The sequence below is a fragment of the Streptomyces sp. RG80 genome (assembly GCF_040446465.1).
In the GTDB taxonomy this organism is placed as follows: Bacteria; Actinomycetota; Actinomycetes; order Streptomycetales; family Streptomycetaceae; genus Streptomyces.
Genome location: NZ_JBEAAJ010000006.1, coordinates 394,644 through 409,064, shown reverse-complemented (window position 1 = coordinate 409,064; position 14,421 = coordinate 394,644). Strand labels below are relative to the sequence as shown.

10 protein-coding genes are annotated in these 14,421 nt (G+C 71.4%); 6 read left to right on the top strand and 4 right to left on the bottom strand.

The window, feature by feature from the left end:
- Nucleotides 1-2: 2 nt before the first annotated feature.
- From ABKA17_RS22625 to ABKA17_RS22615, 3 genes are all read right to left on the bottom strand, one after another.
- Nucleotides 3-1,550, bottom strand: a complete 1,548-nt coding sequence (locus tag ABKA17_RS22625) for a serine/threonine-protein kinase (protein ID WP_353693991.1) — start codon at nt 1,548-1,550, stop codon at nt 3-5.
- Nucleotides 1,547-2,341, bottom strand: coding sequence for a serine/threonine protein kinase (locus tag ABKA17_RS22620; RefSeq protein ID WP_353693990.1), 795 nt, complete (start codon nt 2,339-2,341; stop codon nt 1,547-1,549). Before ABKA17_RS22620 ends, ABKA17_RS22625 begins: the two co-directional genes overlap by 4 nt.
- Nucleotides 2,342-2,532: 191 nt before the next feature.
- Nucleotides 2,533-5,889 carry a S8 family peptidase gene (locus ABKA17_RS22615; protein ID WP_353693989.1) on the bottom strand — a complete coding sequence of 1,119 codons (3,357 nt, stop codon included), beginning with the start codon at nt 5,887-5,889 and terminating at the stop codon, nt 2,533-2,535.
- A 243-nt stretch (nt 5,890-6,132) separates the two neighbouring features.
- On the opposite strand from ABKA17_RS22615, the gene ABKA17_RS22610 reads away from it, so the two are divergent.
- The 4 genes from ABKA17_RS22610 (at nt 6,133) to ABKA17_RS22595 (ending at nt 11,079) form a co-directional block, all read left to right on the top strand.
- Nucleotides 6,133-6,756, top strand: a complete 624-nt coding sequence (locus ABKA17_RS22610) for a LuxR C-terminal-related transcriptional regulator (protein WP_353693988.1) — start codon at nt 6,133-6,135, stop codon at nt 6,754-6,756.
- 158 nt (nt 6,757-6,914) lie between these two features.
- Nucleotides 6,915-8,738, top strand: coding sequence for a S8 family serine peptidase (locus ABKA17_RS22605; RefSeq protein ID WP_353693987.1), 1,824 nt, complete (start codon nt 6,915-6,917; stop codon nt 8,736-8,738).
- Between the two features lie 29 nt (nt 8,739-8,767).
- Nucleotides 8,768-9,844 carry a ComEC/Rec2 family competence protein gene (locus ABKA17_RS22600; protein ID WP_353693986.1) on the top strand — a complete coding sequence of 359 codons (1,077 nt, stop codon included), beginning with the start codon at nt 8,768-8,770 and terminating at the stop codon, nt 9,842-9,844.
- Nucleotides 9,841-11,079 (top strand): patatin-like phospholipase family protein, encoded by a 1,239-nt coding sequence (locus tag ABKA17_RS22595; RefSeq protein WP_353693985.1) that lies wholly within the window; start codon nt 9,841-9,843, stop codon nt 11,077-11,079. The genes ABKA17_RS22600 and ABKA17_RS22595 overlap by 4 nt, the downstream gene beginning before the upstream one ends.
- 31 nt (nt 11,080-11,110) lie before the next feature.
- Here ABKA17_RS22595 and ABKA17_RS22590 read toward each other — a convergent pair whose 3' ends face one another.
- Complete coding sequence (locus ABKA17_RS22590; protein WP_353693984.1) at nt 11,111-11,992, bottom strand: LysR family transcriptional regulator; 882 nt, start codon at nt 11,990-11,992, stop codon at nt 11,111-11,113.
- Nucleotides 11,993-12,102: 110 nt separating this feature from the next.
- Here ABKA17_RS22590 and ABKA17_RS22585 point away from each other — a divergent pair, with 110 nt between their 5' ends.
- Both ABKA17_RS22585 and ABKA17_RS22580 read left to right on the top strand, forming a co-directional pair.
- On the top strand, nt 12,103-13,086 hold the full coding sequence (locus ABKA17_RS22585; RefSeq protein WP_353693983.1) for an FAD-dependent oxidoreductase: 984 nt from the start codon (nt 12,103-12,105) through the stop codon (nt 13,084-13,086).
- A gap of 92 nt (nt 13,087-13,178) precedes the next feature.
- Entirely contained in the window at nt 13,179-14,378 is a 1,200-nt protein-coding gene (locus ABKA17_RS22580; protein ID WP_353693982.1) for a serine hydrolase domain-containing protein, read from the top strand.
- The last annotated feature ends 43 nt before the right edge of the window (nt 14,379-14,421 follow it).

Sequence of the window (14,421 nt, the reverse complement as noted above, 5' to 3'; positions counted from 1 at the left end):
CCTCAGCGCTGATAGGCGGCGAGGAAGCGGAGCACCTTGTCGACGTGGGGTCGCACGCGTTCGGGGACACCGCCCTCCTCGATGACGGTGCGGTCGCTCGTGCGGTAGCCGGCCGCGATCAGCGCGGGAAGATCCTTGGCGGGCATCCGGGCCTGCTTGAACTGCTGGTCCAACCAGCACACGTACACCGACATCGTGGAGATGGCGTCCGGCGCCGACCGGTAGTCCTTGTCCCCGTCGCCGTCACCGTCCACCGCCCAGGCCCGGAACACCGACGGCGTCCACATGGCGATGCCGTACTCCTCGCTCTCCGGGCGGGCCGCGTTCACGTCGAATCCGCTCTCCGCCTTGAGCATGGCCGCGAGCAGCGCGGGGGTGACCTCCGCGTCGGTGCAGCGGTGGGCGGCCTTCACGATGACCGGGCGCAGCGCCGCGGGTACGTCGGAGTCCTCCGGGATCTCCCCGGCGGCGACCGGGCTGTGCGCACCGGTGACGACGGCGGGGGCACTGCGCCCCTTGTCGTCGTCACCGTCGCCCCCGGCACCGCCGCCCCCGAGCATCGCGCCGCCGGCGAGGGCGGCGGCGGACATCACGGCGAGCGCCACGGCGACCGGAACCAGCCGGCGCCGGACACGCGGTTGTGAGAGTCGTTCGATCCGGTCGGAGATGCTCTCGGCGGTGTGGCGCACGCGGCCCGCATGGTCCGGTGCCAGGCAGTCGCTGATGAGTTGACGCCAGTTCTCGTCGAGCCCGTCGTCCAGCCGCAGGGGCGCCGTGCCGCGGGCGTAGGCCTGCGCGGCGAGCGAGCGCCCACGCGCGGTGGCGCCCGGGAACGGGTGGAGGCCACCGGTGAGCACCTGGTGGGCGAGAACACCGAAAGCCCAGACGTCGGCGGTCGGGCGTACGACCGTCCCGTTGGCGCCGGTGCGCTGCGACCACCACTCGGGCGGCACATGGTCGAGCGTGCCGAGCGGCGGGACATAGGCGTGGGTGCCGTCGAGTTCGGTGGCCAGGCCGAAGTCGGCGAGCCAGGCCGCGCCGTCCGCGCCCAGCAGCACGTTGGCCGGTTTCAGGTCACCGTGCACCCAACCGGCGCCGTGCATATGGGAGAGCCCGGCGGCGACGCCGCGCAGCACCCGCACGGCGTCCGGGATCGGGCGGCCGGTCGCGGCGGCGTCCAGCACCTGCCGCAGACTGGCCTCGGCGCGGTCCATGACGAGCGCGATCGCACCGTCCAGCGCGGGCAGGTCCGGCGCGTCCACCGTGCACACGGCGTGCGTCCGTACCAGATGCGGGTGGTCCGCCTCGGCGCTGAACCGCACCTCGCGCGCGACCAGTTCACCGAGCGCGGCACGCTGCCCGGGGGCCAGGCCTCCGGTCGGCAGCACCTTCACCGCCGCGATCGTGCCGTCGGTGACCGCGCGGGCCTCGTATACGGTCCCCCAGCCGCCCGAGCCGATGACCGCGTCCAACTCCCAGCCGTCGATGCGGAATCCGGCCGGGAGCCGGGGTGTGTCGAGTGCGCCCTCTTCGGCGCCTGGCGTGGTCATGCGCCACTCTCCTGCGGGGCGGGCCGCCTGCGGGACGGCAGTAAGACGAGGTGTTCCTCCCGCACCAGGCCGAAGCGCAGGGCGAGGGAGGCGAGGCGGGCGCGCTTGACGCCGGTGCGGCCGTTGCCGTCGACGCCGGGGTCGTCGCCGAGGTCCAGGCGTAGTTTCGTCAGGGCCAGGTAGTCGATGTGGTAGTTCACCGCTGAGCGGGTCAGACCGCGGCAGCTCTCCAGCGCGCGCAGCCGCTCCGCGATGTCCCCGGCGCCGGGCAGCGCGCTGTCCGAGGGGTCGCGCAGCCGTGGCTCGCACAGCGCCACCAGCACCAGGAAGTACTTCGCCGTCACGTCGAGCGCGTAGGGATGCACGGTCAACTCCCCGGCGCCGGGCGCGGATCGCTCGTCCAGGTAGGCGTGCTGTGGTGCGAACACCTTGAAGTCGACGGTCCCGTTCAGCGCGGGCAGGACGACCCGGGAGAACTCGAAGGGAACCGGCGCTCCGAGCCGGCCGGGCGCGACGGTGAGGTACTCGCCGGCACCCTCCAGATTCTCGACCACGTACGCGGTGTCACGGCTGAAGTTCGACAGCCGCCAGTAGTCCTCGGCCGCCTCGAGCCGCCCCGCCCGCCGGGAGACCCCGGGGTCGGGCAGGACGATGGAGACGTCCCGGCCGCCGGGCTGCCCGCGCCCGAAGTCGGCCACGTCGCCCGGTCCCATGTGCAGCAGGTCGGGTGTGCCCGCGTCGACGGCACCCGGCCGCGACGGACCGGGCGACTGCACAATGATCGTTTCCATACCGACTTTCCCCCGATGTGGTCGCCAGGATTCTACGGGCGGTTCCGGTCGCCGCCTGCCCGGCGCCGACGCACCGGGCAGGGCCTCACGAGGCGCGCCCACTAGGACGGTCGGTCGATCATTCCGGTTCCGGCGGACAGGGTGATCGGACCGTCGCCGTTGTCGGCGTCGCGCGGCTTCGCGGGACTGCCTCATGGAGCGAGCCGGTAGGCGTTCGTGATCGTCTCGCGGACGGTGTTGCCGTCCGTGTCCTTCAGGTCGACCCGGAAGGACACGGCCTTGGCGCTCGCCGGGTGCTTCACGCTCACCGAGCGGGCGCCCTGCGCGTCGGTCGTCACGGTGAGCGGCTTCCAGGTCCGGCCGCCGTCGTAGGAGATGTTCACGGTCAGTGCGGCGACCCGTCCGGTCGTGGCGGCCGGGCCGCTGAGCTTCAGCGGCACCTTGAGTGTGCTGCCGGCCGGAGCGGTGCCGCGCAGGCTGAGCTTCGGTGTGAGCCGGACCGTCGACAGCGGCAGGGCGGTCGTGCGGTCCGATGCCGGGCGGGCCGATGTGAATGTCCACACCCCCGCCACCTTCGTGCTGGTGGAGGTGTCCGCGGTGGAGCGGCTCGCCTGGACCGTGAGGCGGTAGGCGGCGGAGGCGGCGGGGACTTCGGCGCTCAGCCAGTCCATGGCCGGCCCCTCCGCGAGCACCCGACCGCCCGATTCCAGCCGGGCGAAGCCGCCGGTGACGGTCGAGGAACCGGGGTTGCCGCTGCCGTCGTTGAAGAGCGGGATCCTGGCGTCGATGTAGTCACCGGTCCGCCTGGCACCCCGCCCCTCGGGGTTCACCGCCGCGAGGTCGGGGCCCACCACACCGGTGTTGAACCGCAGCGTGTGGCTGGAGCCGGGCTTGTAGGTCACCCGCTCCTTGGTGAAGTGCATCCGTGCCTCGCCGCGGGCGTTGAGCTGCGCGGCCGTCCAGGACCAGCGGACGCCGGCCGTGCTGAGGTAGTGCGTGGTGGTCTGCGGCAGCTTCCGGGCCTGCGGTTCCTCGATGCCGACGCTGCTCCCGCGATCGTCCAGCGGCAGGATGTGGACCTGGCCCTTGGCCCCGGTGACGGACGCGCCGAAGCCGAGCTTCACCTCGGCGACCTCGGCGCGGGTGACGGTGCGTTTCATGCCGGTGAAGAAGGTGCCCTTGCGGTTGAAGGCGAGCCGGTGGTCGACGTTCGCGCCGGGCGCGCCGGGATTCTTCCACACGCCGTTGAACTGGGCCCGCATCGTCGCGGACGCCGGGCCGAGGTGGGCGGTGCGGATCGGCGGCACCCCGCCGGTGGACCAGGTGTTGCCCACGCCCGCGGCATCGTCGTTGTAACCAACGGTGGACGTGACGAGCTTCGCGGCCGGATCCGGGGCCTTCACGGCGAACGGCTTGGCCTTGCGGGAGTCGAGGGTGACCGTGACGTTCCCGGTCACCTCCAGCACCGGCTGGACGAAGAAGCCCAGCTCGTTGTCCCGGGCGAAGACCAGGCTCTCCAGCTGGTAGGACCCCTTGCGCAGCCGCTGAACCACCGTGCCGTTCGCGCGGTACGGAAGCTCCACGTACTCGCCCTCCCCGCCGACGTGGTTGATCGTCGTCGTGTACGTGGCCGGGTGCGCGCCGTCGGCGTCGATGTGCCGCACCGTGACGTCGTAGGACTCCACCTCGCGCTCGACCACGAGACCGGTGCGCACCTGCTGGCCGTCGCCCGACGCCAGTACGGTGCCGCCGAAGACGCCGTCGACGCTGCCCTTGCTGGTGTCGGCGATGACGGTGGTCTTCGCGGTGCCGCCGGCCGGAACGGTGACCTGGGCGTCCTTGACGGTGAACATGCCGGCCGGGGCGGGGCTGCCGGACGGGCCGACGCCGGACGCCGTCAGCTTCAGGGTGACGGCCTCGGTGCCGTAGTTGCGGTAGGTGACGGTCTTGGCGACCGGCTTGTCGTCCGCGTGCGGCCAGGACTGCATGCCGAAGCCGAGGGAGCCCGGCTCGGAGACGACCAGGGCCGTGGCGGCGCGTTCCAGGTCCACGCGGCCCGCGCCCTGCTGATGGGCGTTGAGCAGCGGGTTGGGCTTGGCCGAACCGGTCAGGAGTGCCTTCAGCCGGGCTCCGCTCCAGCCCGGGTGCTGCTGGAGCACCAGGGCGGCGGCGCCCGCGACGTGCGGAGAGGCCATCGACGTGCCGGACTGGACGATGTAGCCCTCGTCGGAGGGCTCCTCGCGCTGTGTGGTCAGGGCGGCGGTGATGTCGACGCCGGGGCCGGTGATGTCCGGCTTGGGGGTGCCGTCGAGGTTCGGGCCGCGGCTGGAGAAGTCTGCGATCTGGTCCTGCTTGTCGACGGCGCCGACGGTGAGCGCCGCGGGGGCGCTGCCGGGTGATCCGAGCGTGCTGGGTTTGTCGCCCTCGTTGCCCGCGGCCACCACGAACAGGGCCTTGCCGGACAGCCGGGCGACGGCCGCCTCCAACGGGTCGACACCCGGGATGTCAGCATGGCCCAGACTCATGTTGACCACCTTGGCGCCCTGGTCGACGGCCCACTGCATGCCGGCGACGATGCCCGAGACATCGCCGAAGCCGTTGTCGGCCAGGACCTTGCCGTCCAGCAGCTGCACGTCGGGGGCCACGCCCTTGTAGCGGCCGCCGGACTTCGCGCCGCTTCCGGCGAGGATGGAGGCCACGTGCGTGCCGTGCCCGAAGCGGTCCTTGACGTCGGGTGATTCGCTGAAGTTCTTCTGGGCGATCTCGACGCCCTTGAGGTCCGGGTGGGTCTGGTCCACACCCGTGTCCAGGACCGCCACCTTGATGCCCTTGCCGGTGTAGCCCGACCGCCACATGGTGGGCGCACCGATCTGCGGCACGCTCTCGGCCAGGGCCGCCCTGACCTTGGCGTCCAGCCAGACGTGGGCGACGGGCCGCGCGGGGGCGGCGGTGCCGTTCGCGGTACGGCCCGTGGCGCTGGCGGAGATGGCCGCCCACAGGGCCGGGGCGCCGCTCTTGGGTGCCTCGAACGCCTCACCGCCGACCGCCGGCAGCGCACGGCGTTCCCGTACGGCCGCGCGCGCGAACGGATCGCGGGCCGCGCCGAAGGCCGTCGTCGTCCCCGCGCCGTCCTGCCGGTAGCCGACGATCAGCGGCAGCGTGGTGCGGTGCGCGTCGTCGTATCCGTCCCTCACCAGCTGCGTGACGTCGAAGAGCCGGCGGTCGAGCACGCCGTCGGCGACCAGACGCAGGGCGTCCTGCGGGACGACGTACGTGTGGCCGGCCTCGCGCCGGATCGAGATCCCCATGTCCTCCCGGCCCTTGCCGCGTTCCAGTCCGCGCACGCGGCCGTCCGCGCCGACGGTCGCCCGGTCACCGGTGATCAACGTGACGGTCGCCGGCGGTTTCGCGTTCGCCGTCGCCTTCGCCGAAGTCTTGGTCCCGTCGAACCCGGCGGACCCCGCGGCCGCTGCCGACCGGCCGTCGGCCGGTACGGCCCCCGTGACCAGTACCCCGGCCACCGCAGCGGCCAGTACGGCCGTTCTCACGCGTGCTGTGGATCCCACTCGCGTTCCCCCGCTCCCCTGTGCATGCCAACCCGTTCCCCCTTAACCACTCGCTCGGGACGCGTCGGGTTGTCAGGGGCACTCGCCTATCGCCAAGGAAGGTGCGGTGCCGCATCCCCACCGGCCCGCCCGCCTCGGCATGCCGGACCGCTCCGGACGCACAACACTGGAGCTGTGAGGCCATGCCCGCACCCAGGGCGCCGGCCCGGGCGGAATGAGGCGCCGATGAGTGCGGAACTGAGGCGTGTCGCCGTAGTGGGCGACTGTCCGCTCCTCCGCAGCGGTGTGGCCCACGTCGTCGAGGGCGCCGACGACCTGCTGCTCGCGCTCGTCGCCCGGTCCGCCGACGAGGCATTACGCAGGCTGGAACGGGGGGACATCGCACTCGTGGACCTCCAGCTGCCACCGGTGTGTCTGGCGGAGGTGGTGGGGCGGCTCGCCGCCGAAGGTGCCTCGGTCCTGGTGTTCTCCTCGGTGCGGGACGGACACGCTGTGCCCGCGCTGCGCGCCGGTGCCCGGGGCTGCGTCAGCCGGCACGCCGACGAGGGCGAGCTGCTGGCCGCGATCCGGCTCGTCGCCGACGGCTGCTCGTACGTGTCCGCGGATCTCGCCGTACGCCCGGACACCGAGCCGTCATGCCGTGTCACGCAGCGTGAGCGTCAGATCCTGGAGCTGGTCGCGCACGGGGAGACGGACCACTCCATCGCCGTACGGCTGGGTATCAGCGAGCACACGGTGCACTCGCATCTGGACCGCCTGCGCGACAAGATCGGCTCCCGGCGCCGGGCCGACCTGACCCGCTTCGCCCTCACCCACGACATCATCCCCACGGCCTCCTGGCAGGGGTGACGCGCGGCGGGAACGCACGGTCCCAGGGGTAAGGCTGCCCCTGCCGGGTGTGGGTCCTTCTGCCCTGTGCAGCCCCTCCGCCGCGCTCCACACTGAGGGCGAGACCCCCTCGCGCCGATTACGGCCCGCACCGGCACCTGATCCATGGCGAGGACCAGATGGACCGAACGCGACTCGAAGAACTCTTCTACGGAAAAGGCCCCCGGCCCGTTCCCTGGGCGACGGACTGCCCCGTACGGTTCGACGCCCTGCTGGCCCTCGCCCGGTTTCCCGAGGACGCGGCGGAGACGCGCGAGGACCTGATCCTCGCCATCAACGAAGAGCACGGCGTCCAGCAGATCCTGCAGCGCTTCAGCAACCTGAACATGATGAACGACTGCCAGCCGATCGCGTCCGGCAGCTTCATCGCGGTCAAGCTGACCCTGCGCGAGCTCGTCCAGACCGTGCTGCCGAAGACCAACCTCAACCGTGTCGTCCGCGACGCCCACCATCTGGCGAAACGACACAAGGGCGCCGGCATCGCGGACGCGCTGCGGGACGACCCTCCGGTGACAGAACGGTCCGCGACCTCTCGAGAGCGGGTCAGCGACGTCCACGACATCTCCGAGAGGCGGCAGGAGCGCACCCGGCACCAGCGGTGGCTCCTCAGACTGCTGGCCGCCATCGTCGCCGAGTCGAATCCGGCGTTGCGCGAAAGACGAACGTCGGACCCGGAGGTCAGCGCCGAAGTGGCGCGGATGCTGACCGGTGTTCATCTGGAGCGGGCGGACACCGAGCCCCCGGCGGATCCAGCGGGGCAAGGTGTCCTCGACCGCAGACAGCGGTATCCGATCCTTTCCGTGACGGCCAACCGGCAGGCGTCCTCCGCGGTCGTACGATCCCGGGCCACCATCAAGGCCGACGCCGCCGAGCAGGTCTTCTCCGTGAACTGCAGTTCCATAGGCTGGGCCGTGGTCGACAGCGGCATCGACGCCCGGCACCCCGCCTTCTTCGACTGGGACATCACGGCCACACCGGAGCCGGCGCCGCGCCGGTCACGTATTCCCCGAGCGTTCAACTTCGTCGGCGTCCGCAGAACGCTGTCCCTCGACGCGCTGAACGACGGACGCATCGACTGGCCCAAGGCCCTGCCGTACGCCGAGATCGATCTCGCCCCGGTCCCTGAGACGGCACAGCCTTCCGAGGTCCCGCGCTACCAGCCGTACACCACCCCGGTCGACCCGCACGGCACTCATATCGCCGGGATCATCGGTGGCTGGTGGCCGCGTCCCGCGGAGGAGTTCCGTGGCATCTGTCCGCGGATCCAGCTGTACGACTTCCGGGTCCTCGGCGACGAGGGGACCGGAGACGAGTTCTCCATCGTGACGGCCCTGCAGGCCATCCGGTACATCAATGAACAGGCGGGCCGGATCGTCATCGCCGGGGTCAACATCAGCCTCTCGGTGCCGCATGACGTGGCGAGCCACTCGACCGGCTGGACCCCGGTGTGCATCGAGTGCGACCGCCTGGTCCGCTCGGGTGTCGTGGTCGTCGCCGCGGCCGGGAACTCCGGATACGCCGGAGCCGTACGCACATTGGGCCGGGACTACCGCGGTGCGAGCATCTCCGATCCCGGTAACGCGGAGTCCGTCATCACGGTCGGCTCCACCCATCGCAGCAATCCGCACCGCCATGGCGTCAGTTACTTCTCCAGCCGCGGTCCCACCGGCGACGGCAGACCGAAGCCCGATCTCCTGGCGCCGGGCGAGGACATCGACGGGCCCGTTCCCGACCAGGGCATCGCCGCACTCCACGGCACCAGTCAGGCGGCGGCCCATGTCAGCGGTGCCGCCGCGATGCTGCTGGCACGCAACCGGGAACTGATCGGGCGCCCGGAGCGGGTCAAGCAGATCCTGTGCGCGACGGCGACCGATCTGGGCCGGGAACGGCACTACCAGGGGGCCGGCCTGGTCGACGTCCTGCGTGCGATGCAGTCCGTCTGAGACGGCCGAACCCCCGAAAGGAGCGCGCGATGTTCACCTTCGACTTTCTCAACGCCCGGCACGGCGATTCCTTCCTGGTCCGGTGGGGGACGAAAGAGCGGGTCATGCTCGTCGACGGCGGGCCGAGCCAGGTCTACGAGACCTCCCTGCGCGAGCGCCTCTCGCAGCTCCCGCCGAACGGCCAGGGCGTGCCGCGTATCGACGTCGTGTGCCTGTCCCATGTCGACGACGACCACGCGGTCGGACTGCTCAAGCTGCTCAGCGGGATCCAGCACGCCAGAGACGACCAGGAACCCGATCCCTTCGCGGTGCAGAAGGTCTGGTTCAACTCCGTGGACGAACTCGTGGACCAGCAGGAGGAGGGGCTGAGCGCCTCCGCGCAGGAACTCGTCGACCGTGCGAGCGCCGACAGCGGTGCCGTCAGGGCCAGTTACAACCAGGGACGTGCCATCCGGAACGTGGCGGCCAAACTGGGGCTCGACGGCAATCCCCTCTTCGACGGCCCGCTCATCACGGGTGGGGAGGCGACGCTCGACCAGCTGCACATCACCGTGGTGGCGCCGGACGAGACCGCGCTGCAGGAGCTGACGGAACGCTGGCTCAAGGCCCGGCAACTCCAGGACCCGAGCGTCATCACCTCGTCCTACACGGACGGCTCCATACCGAACCTCTCCAGCATCGTCCTGCTGCTGAAGCACGGCGGGCGGACCGCGCTCCTCACCGGTGACGCCAGAGGCGACCGCATACTGGCCGGACTGCGCGAGACGGGGCTGCTCGACGGCGCGGGCCCGCTCCACGTAGACCTGCTCAAACTCCCCCACCACGGCAGCGATCGCAACGTGGAGGGCGACTTCTTCGAGCAGGTCCACGCCGACCACTACGTCATCTCGGCCGACGGGGTGAAACACCATCACCCCAACGAGGAGACCCTGCACATGCTGGTGGACTCACGGGACCCGGACGACGAGTACACCATCCACCTGACGAACCAGATCGACTTCGCCGACGCCACCCTCGCGGATCTCCAGAACGGCCGGCGATTCACGGTCAGTGTCCGCCCGTCCGCGGACCTGGCCGAGGTCGTCGCGATCGGTGGGCAGCCATGACCCCGGCCCGCCCCGGCGCCGACGACCGCTGGGCCGTGGACTCACCCGCCCTCGGCACCGGCCTACGGGCCCGGCCCTGCGGTGACACCCTGCGCCCCGCTGAGCCGCCCCCGGCCGACACCCCCGTCGCCGTCGCACTCTCCGGAGGCGGCTTCCGGGCGACGCTCTCCGCGCTGGGCGTCCTGCGCTTCCTCGCCGACGCGGGAATGCTGACGGAGCTGAGATACGCGTCGTCGGTGTCCGGCGGATCGATAGCCAACGGCCTGCTCGCCACCCATTGGCCCGCCCTGGCACAGCGGGGCTTCACCACGGCGGCGATGGACGACCTGCTCACCGGCCCGACGATCGAGAAGATCAGCTCCCGCTCCCTCAAGAAGGCACTCCTGCGCGGTCTGTGGCGCACCGTGGGCTCCTCGACCCGCACCGACCTCCTCGCCCGGCGGCTCGACGAGTGGTTCTTCGACGGCACCGAGCTCGCGGACCTCGACCCGGGGGTCCGGTGGATCCTGAACGCGGCCAACCTCACCACGGGCGCCCGGTTCACCTTCGAACGGGACGTGTTCGGCGACTACACGATCGGGCTGGCCCCCACGGCTCGTACCGGGCTGAAGCTCAGCGTCGCGGTCGCCGCCTCGGCCTCGGTACCCGGTGCCTTCCCACCCCTGGTCCTCGACCACACCGGTTTCCCGTGCGGCACCGACGCACCCGCCCTCCTCGACGGAGGCGTGTACGACAACACCGGTACGGAGGCCATCGACAGCGAGAGCTACCGCGATGTCTTCCTGCTCGTCCTCAACTCCGGCGGCCTGCTCCGGCCCGGAGCGTACGGCGGCCTGCCGATCGTCCGGGACCTGGCCCGCGCCAACTCCCTCCTGTACCGCCAAAGCACCGCTCTGCGCACGCGGTTGATGGTCGAGCGCTTCCAGCGCGGTCACACCGCGGGCCCCGACGAACCGCTGCCCTCCGGTGCACGCAGAGGCGTCCTGATGGCCCTGGCCACCGACTTCGCCGACAACGACTCCGGACAACTGGACAAGTGGCGGGACGCCTTCCCCGAACACCGCACCCACGACGGCCGCGACCTGTCCCTCGTACCGACCGTCTTCGACCAGCTCGAGGAACCTCTGTGCCGGGCCCTGGTCCACCGCGGCTGGTGGCTCACCGGCGCCGCCCTGTCGACCTACCACCCCCACCGCCTGCCCGACCTGACCACACTGTCACCACCACCCGTGTGAGGACCGCGGGAGACGTTCCTGTCGTCGTGGACTACTGGTCGTTCTGTCCGACGAGGCTCAGAAGTCCTCGCAGCGCCGGAGTGACGCCTGTCGGGAGGTGGGTCAGGGCGAGGTCCACGGTGGGCGTGGGGGCGGTGACGTGTTTGAGTCGTGCTCCTGGGATGCGCAGTGCGCGGGCGCGTCCCTCGGGGACCGGGGCGATGCCGATGCCCGCGGCGACGCTGAGGAGGAGTTGCTCGTCGTCGGGTTCCTCCCGCACGATGCGCGGGCCTCGGTCGGGCCACAGTTGCCGGGTGATCAGGTCGTGCATTCCGGGGGCGTTCTCGCGCGGCCAGAGGATCACGGGTTCGTCGGCTATGTGCCCGCGGGTGATTCTGCGTGCGCGGGCGAGGGGGTGCTCCGCCGGGACGGCCACGAGGAGTTCCTCGCGGGCGATGTGCCGGCACTCCAGGCCCTCGCCGTCCAGCGGCGGCCGTACGAAGGCCGCGTCCAGCCTCCCGGCCAACAGCTCGGTGATGTTGTGCGAGGTCCACCCCGTCCGTACGACGAGCTCCACCTCCGGATGGAGGGCCCGGAACGCGGCGAGGAGGGCGTCGACCGGGCCACCGCGAGCGGAACGGGTGAGGGCCAGGCGCAGCTGCCCCTGCCGGCCGTCGACGGACGCGCGGATCCGTTCCCGCGCCACGTCCGCGTGGGCCAGGAGTTCGCCGGCCTCGCGGGCCACGACCTCCCCGACGGCGGTCAACCGGCAGCCCCGGCTGTTGCGTTCGAGCAGCGGAGCTCCGATGTCCCGCTCGAGCGCCTTGATCTGCTGGCTCAGCGCGGGCTGTGCGATGTGCAGCCGGTGCGCGGCCCGCGTGAAGTTCAACTCCTCGGCCAGCACGAGGAAATACCGCAGCCGACGCAGGTCCATGCTTCAACTATAAGCCTGACTTATGGCGTTGGGCGTGACTGGTCTTGGACAGCTTCCCGGCTCCCCGCCGACATTGAGAGCCACAGGGTTCGGCAGTCAAAGGGGCTGGCATGAGTTGCAGATTCGACGCGGTCGTCGTCGGTGCCGGGGTCATCGGGCTCACCACCGCGCTGCGCCTGCGGCGGGCCGGTGCGCGCGTCGCCGTGGTCTCGGCCGAGACCTCGGACCGTACGACGTCCTTTGTCGCCGCGGCCGTCTGGTACCCGACCCGCACCCGCTTCGAGCCGCATGTGCTGGACTGGGCCACCCGCACCTACGAGGAGTTCGCCCGCCAGGCGGCGGACGGGGTTCCCGGGGTCGTCATGCGCCCCACCCGCATGCTGCTGCGCGGAGACACCCAGGACCTCCCCTGGTGGGCCTCGGCCATCCCCGACCTGCGCGCCCTGCGCGCGGACGAAGTGCGCGACCCGTTCACCGGGGGCTGGGCGTTCACCGTTCCGACCGTGGAGATGTCCCGGTACCTGCCCTGGCTGGAGGAGTCCTTCACGGCGGCGGGCGGCACGCTCGTCCGTCGCCGTATCGACGCCCTGGAACAGGCCGGTGTCTGGGCTCCGGCGGTGGTGAACGCCTCCGGGCTGGCCGCCCGCGCCCTGTGCGGCGACTCCGAAGTACGTCCGGCACGCGGCCAGTTGGTCCTGGTCGCCAACCCCGGACTGCACACCTCCCTGCGCGACGAGGACAACGCCGACGGCCACACCTACGTCCACCCCCGCAGCACCGACGTCGTCCTCGGCGGCACCTTCGAGCTCGGCGAGTGGGACACCGTTCCGTCCCCGGCCACGGCTGCCGCGATCCTGCGCCGCTGCACCGAACTGCAACCCGCCCTCGCCGGCGCGACCGTCCTCGGCCACCAGGTGGGCCTACGACCCTGGCGAGACAGCGGCGTCCGTCTGGAGGCCGACCCGCACCCGCCCGGCCGGATACGACGACTGGTGCACAACTATGGCCACGGCGGCGCCGGAGTCACCCTGGCCTGGGGCTGCGCGGACGCCGCAACCGCCCTGCTCCACCCGTCCGGTTGGCACGGCTCCTGATCCCTTGGGCCAGGAGGGGTCAGGGTGCGATCAGGGATCGCTCCGGGGCGACCCCGATGTTCGGTCGCGTACTCACTGGCAGTGTGCCGGGCATGACCCCAACACACATGTCACGAAGGGCCTTTGCGGGCGCCGCCTTGTCAGGAGCGGCCGCGCTGGCCACCGCCATGGCACTGCCCGCACATGGCGCCGCCGCATCCTCCGCGCCTCCCGCACCGCTCCCCCCACTCGACACCACCGCGCTGCGGGCGGCGATCGACGATCTGCGGCATCCGCCGTCGACCGCGGCCCAGTTACGTGTCGGCGGCGCAGCCGGTCACTGGCGTGGGACCTCGGGTGTGTCCGACATCAGCACGCGGCGGCCGGTGGCGGGCAACGACAAGGTCCGGATCGGCAGCATCACGAAGGTCTTCGTCGCCACGGTGGTGCTGCAACTGGTCGCCGAGGGCCGGGTCGCACTGGACACGCCGGTGCGGCACGTCCTGCCGGGGCTGCTGCCGGCCCGCTTCTCGCCTGTCACCGTCGCGCATCTGCTGAATCACACCAGCGGCTTCCCGGACCACGTCGGCATACCCGAACCGTCCACCGCGGAGGACGTCCTGCGCCACCGCTTCGACCACTGGACGCCGCGGGAGTGGGTGGCGACGGCGACGCACGGACCGCTGAAGTTCGCCCCGGGTACCCGGCAGGAGTACCGCGGTATCAACTACGTGCTGGCCGCGCTGATCATCGACAAGGTGACCGGCCGCCCCTACGGAGAGGCCGTCGCGGCCCGCGTTCTGCGTCCGCTCGACCTCGCCCACACCCTGGTGCCCGGCGACGATCCGCGCATCCACGGCCGACACGTGCACGGCTATCTGGCGATGGCCGACGGCAGTCTGGGGGACGTCACCACGTACGACCAGTCGTCCAGCCGGGGCGAGGGCGACATGATCTCCACCACGGGCGACCTCGACAGGATGCTCTCCGTCCTGTTCTCCGGCGGACTGCTCCCACCGGAGCTGCTTCAGCTGATGTTCACGCTGCCTCCGGACGACGTGCGGATGCTGGACGGCTCCCCGGCCCGCTACAGCACCGGGCTGCAGCAGGCCACCGTGAACGGCGTGACCCTCTGGGGCAAGACCGGTGAGACGTACGGCTACAAGAACGCCGCGTTCTCCACTCGTGACCGGCGACGCCGCTTCGTGCTCGCCTACCACCCGACGACCGCCCGCAACGGTGACGAGAGCCAGATGATCGCCCGGATCGCCGACCTGCTCACCCGGACCCGAACACCTGCGTCAGCGCCCTGACGCGCCTGCGAGGTTGAGACCAGAGCAGTCCGGGCTCGGGCAC

Excerpts from the sequence above, each read along its gene's own strand:
- ABKA17_RS22625 (WP_353693991.1), bottom strand. The coding sequence starts at position 1,550 with ATGACCACGCCAGGCGCCGAAGAGGGCGCACTCGACACACCCCGGCTC.
- ABKA17_RS22620 (WP_353693990.1), bottom strand. The coding sequence starts at position 2,341 with ATGGAAACGATCATTGTGCAGTCGCCCGGTCCGTCGCGGCCGGGTGCC.
- ABKA17_RS22610 (WP_353693988.1), top strand. The coding sequence starts at position 6,133 with ATGAGTGCGGAACTGAGGCGTGTCGCCGTAGTGGGCGACTGTCCGCTC.
- ABKA17_RS22605 (WP_353693987.1), top strand. The coding sequence starts at position 6,915 with ATGGACCGAACGCGACTCGAAGAACTCTTCTACGGAAAAGGCCCCCGG.
- ABKA17_RS22600 (WP_353693986.1), top strand. The coding sequence starts at position 8,768 with ATGTTCACCTTCGACTTTCTCAACGCCCGGCACGGCGATTCCTTCCTG.
- ABKA17_RS22595 (WP_353693985.1), top strand. The coding sequence starts at position 9,841 with ATGACCCCGGCCCGCCCCGGCGCCGACGACCGCTGGGCCGTGGACTCA.
- ABKA17_RS22590 (WP_353693984.1), bottom strand. The coding sequence starts at position 11,992 with ATGGACCTGCGTCGGCTGCGGTATTTCCTCGTGCTGGCCGAGGAGTTG.
- ABKA17_RS22585 (WP_353693983.1), top strand. The coding sequence starts at position 12,103 with ATGAGTTGCAGATTCGACGCGGTCGTCGTCGGTGCCGGGGTCATCGGG.
- ABKA17_RS22580 (WP_353693982.1), top strand. The coding sequence starts at position 13,179 with ATGACCCCAACACACATGTCACGAAGGGCCTTTGCGGGCGCCGCCTTG.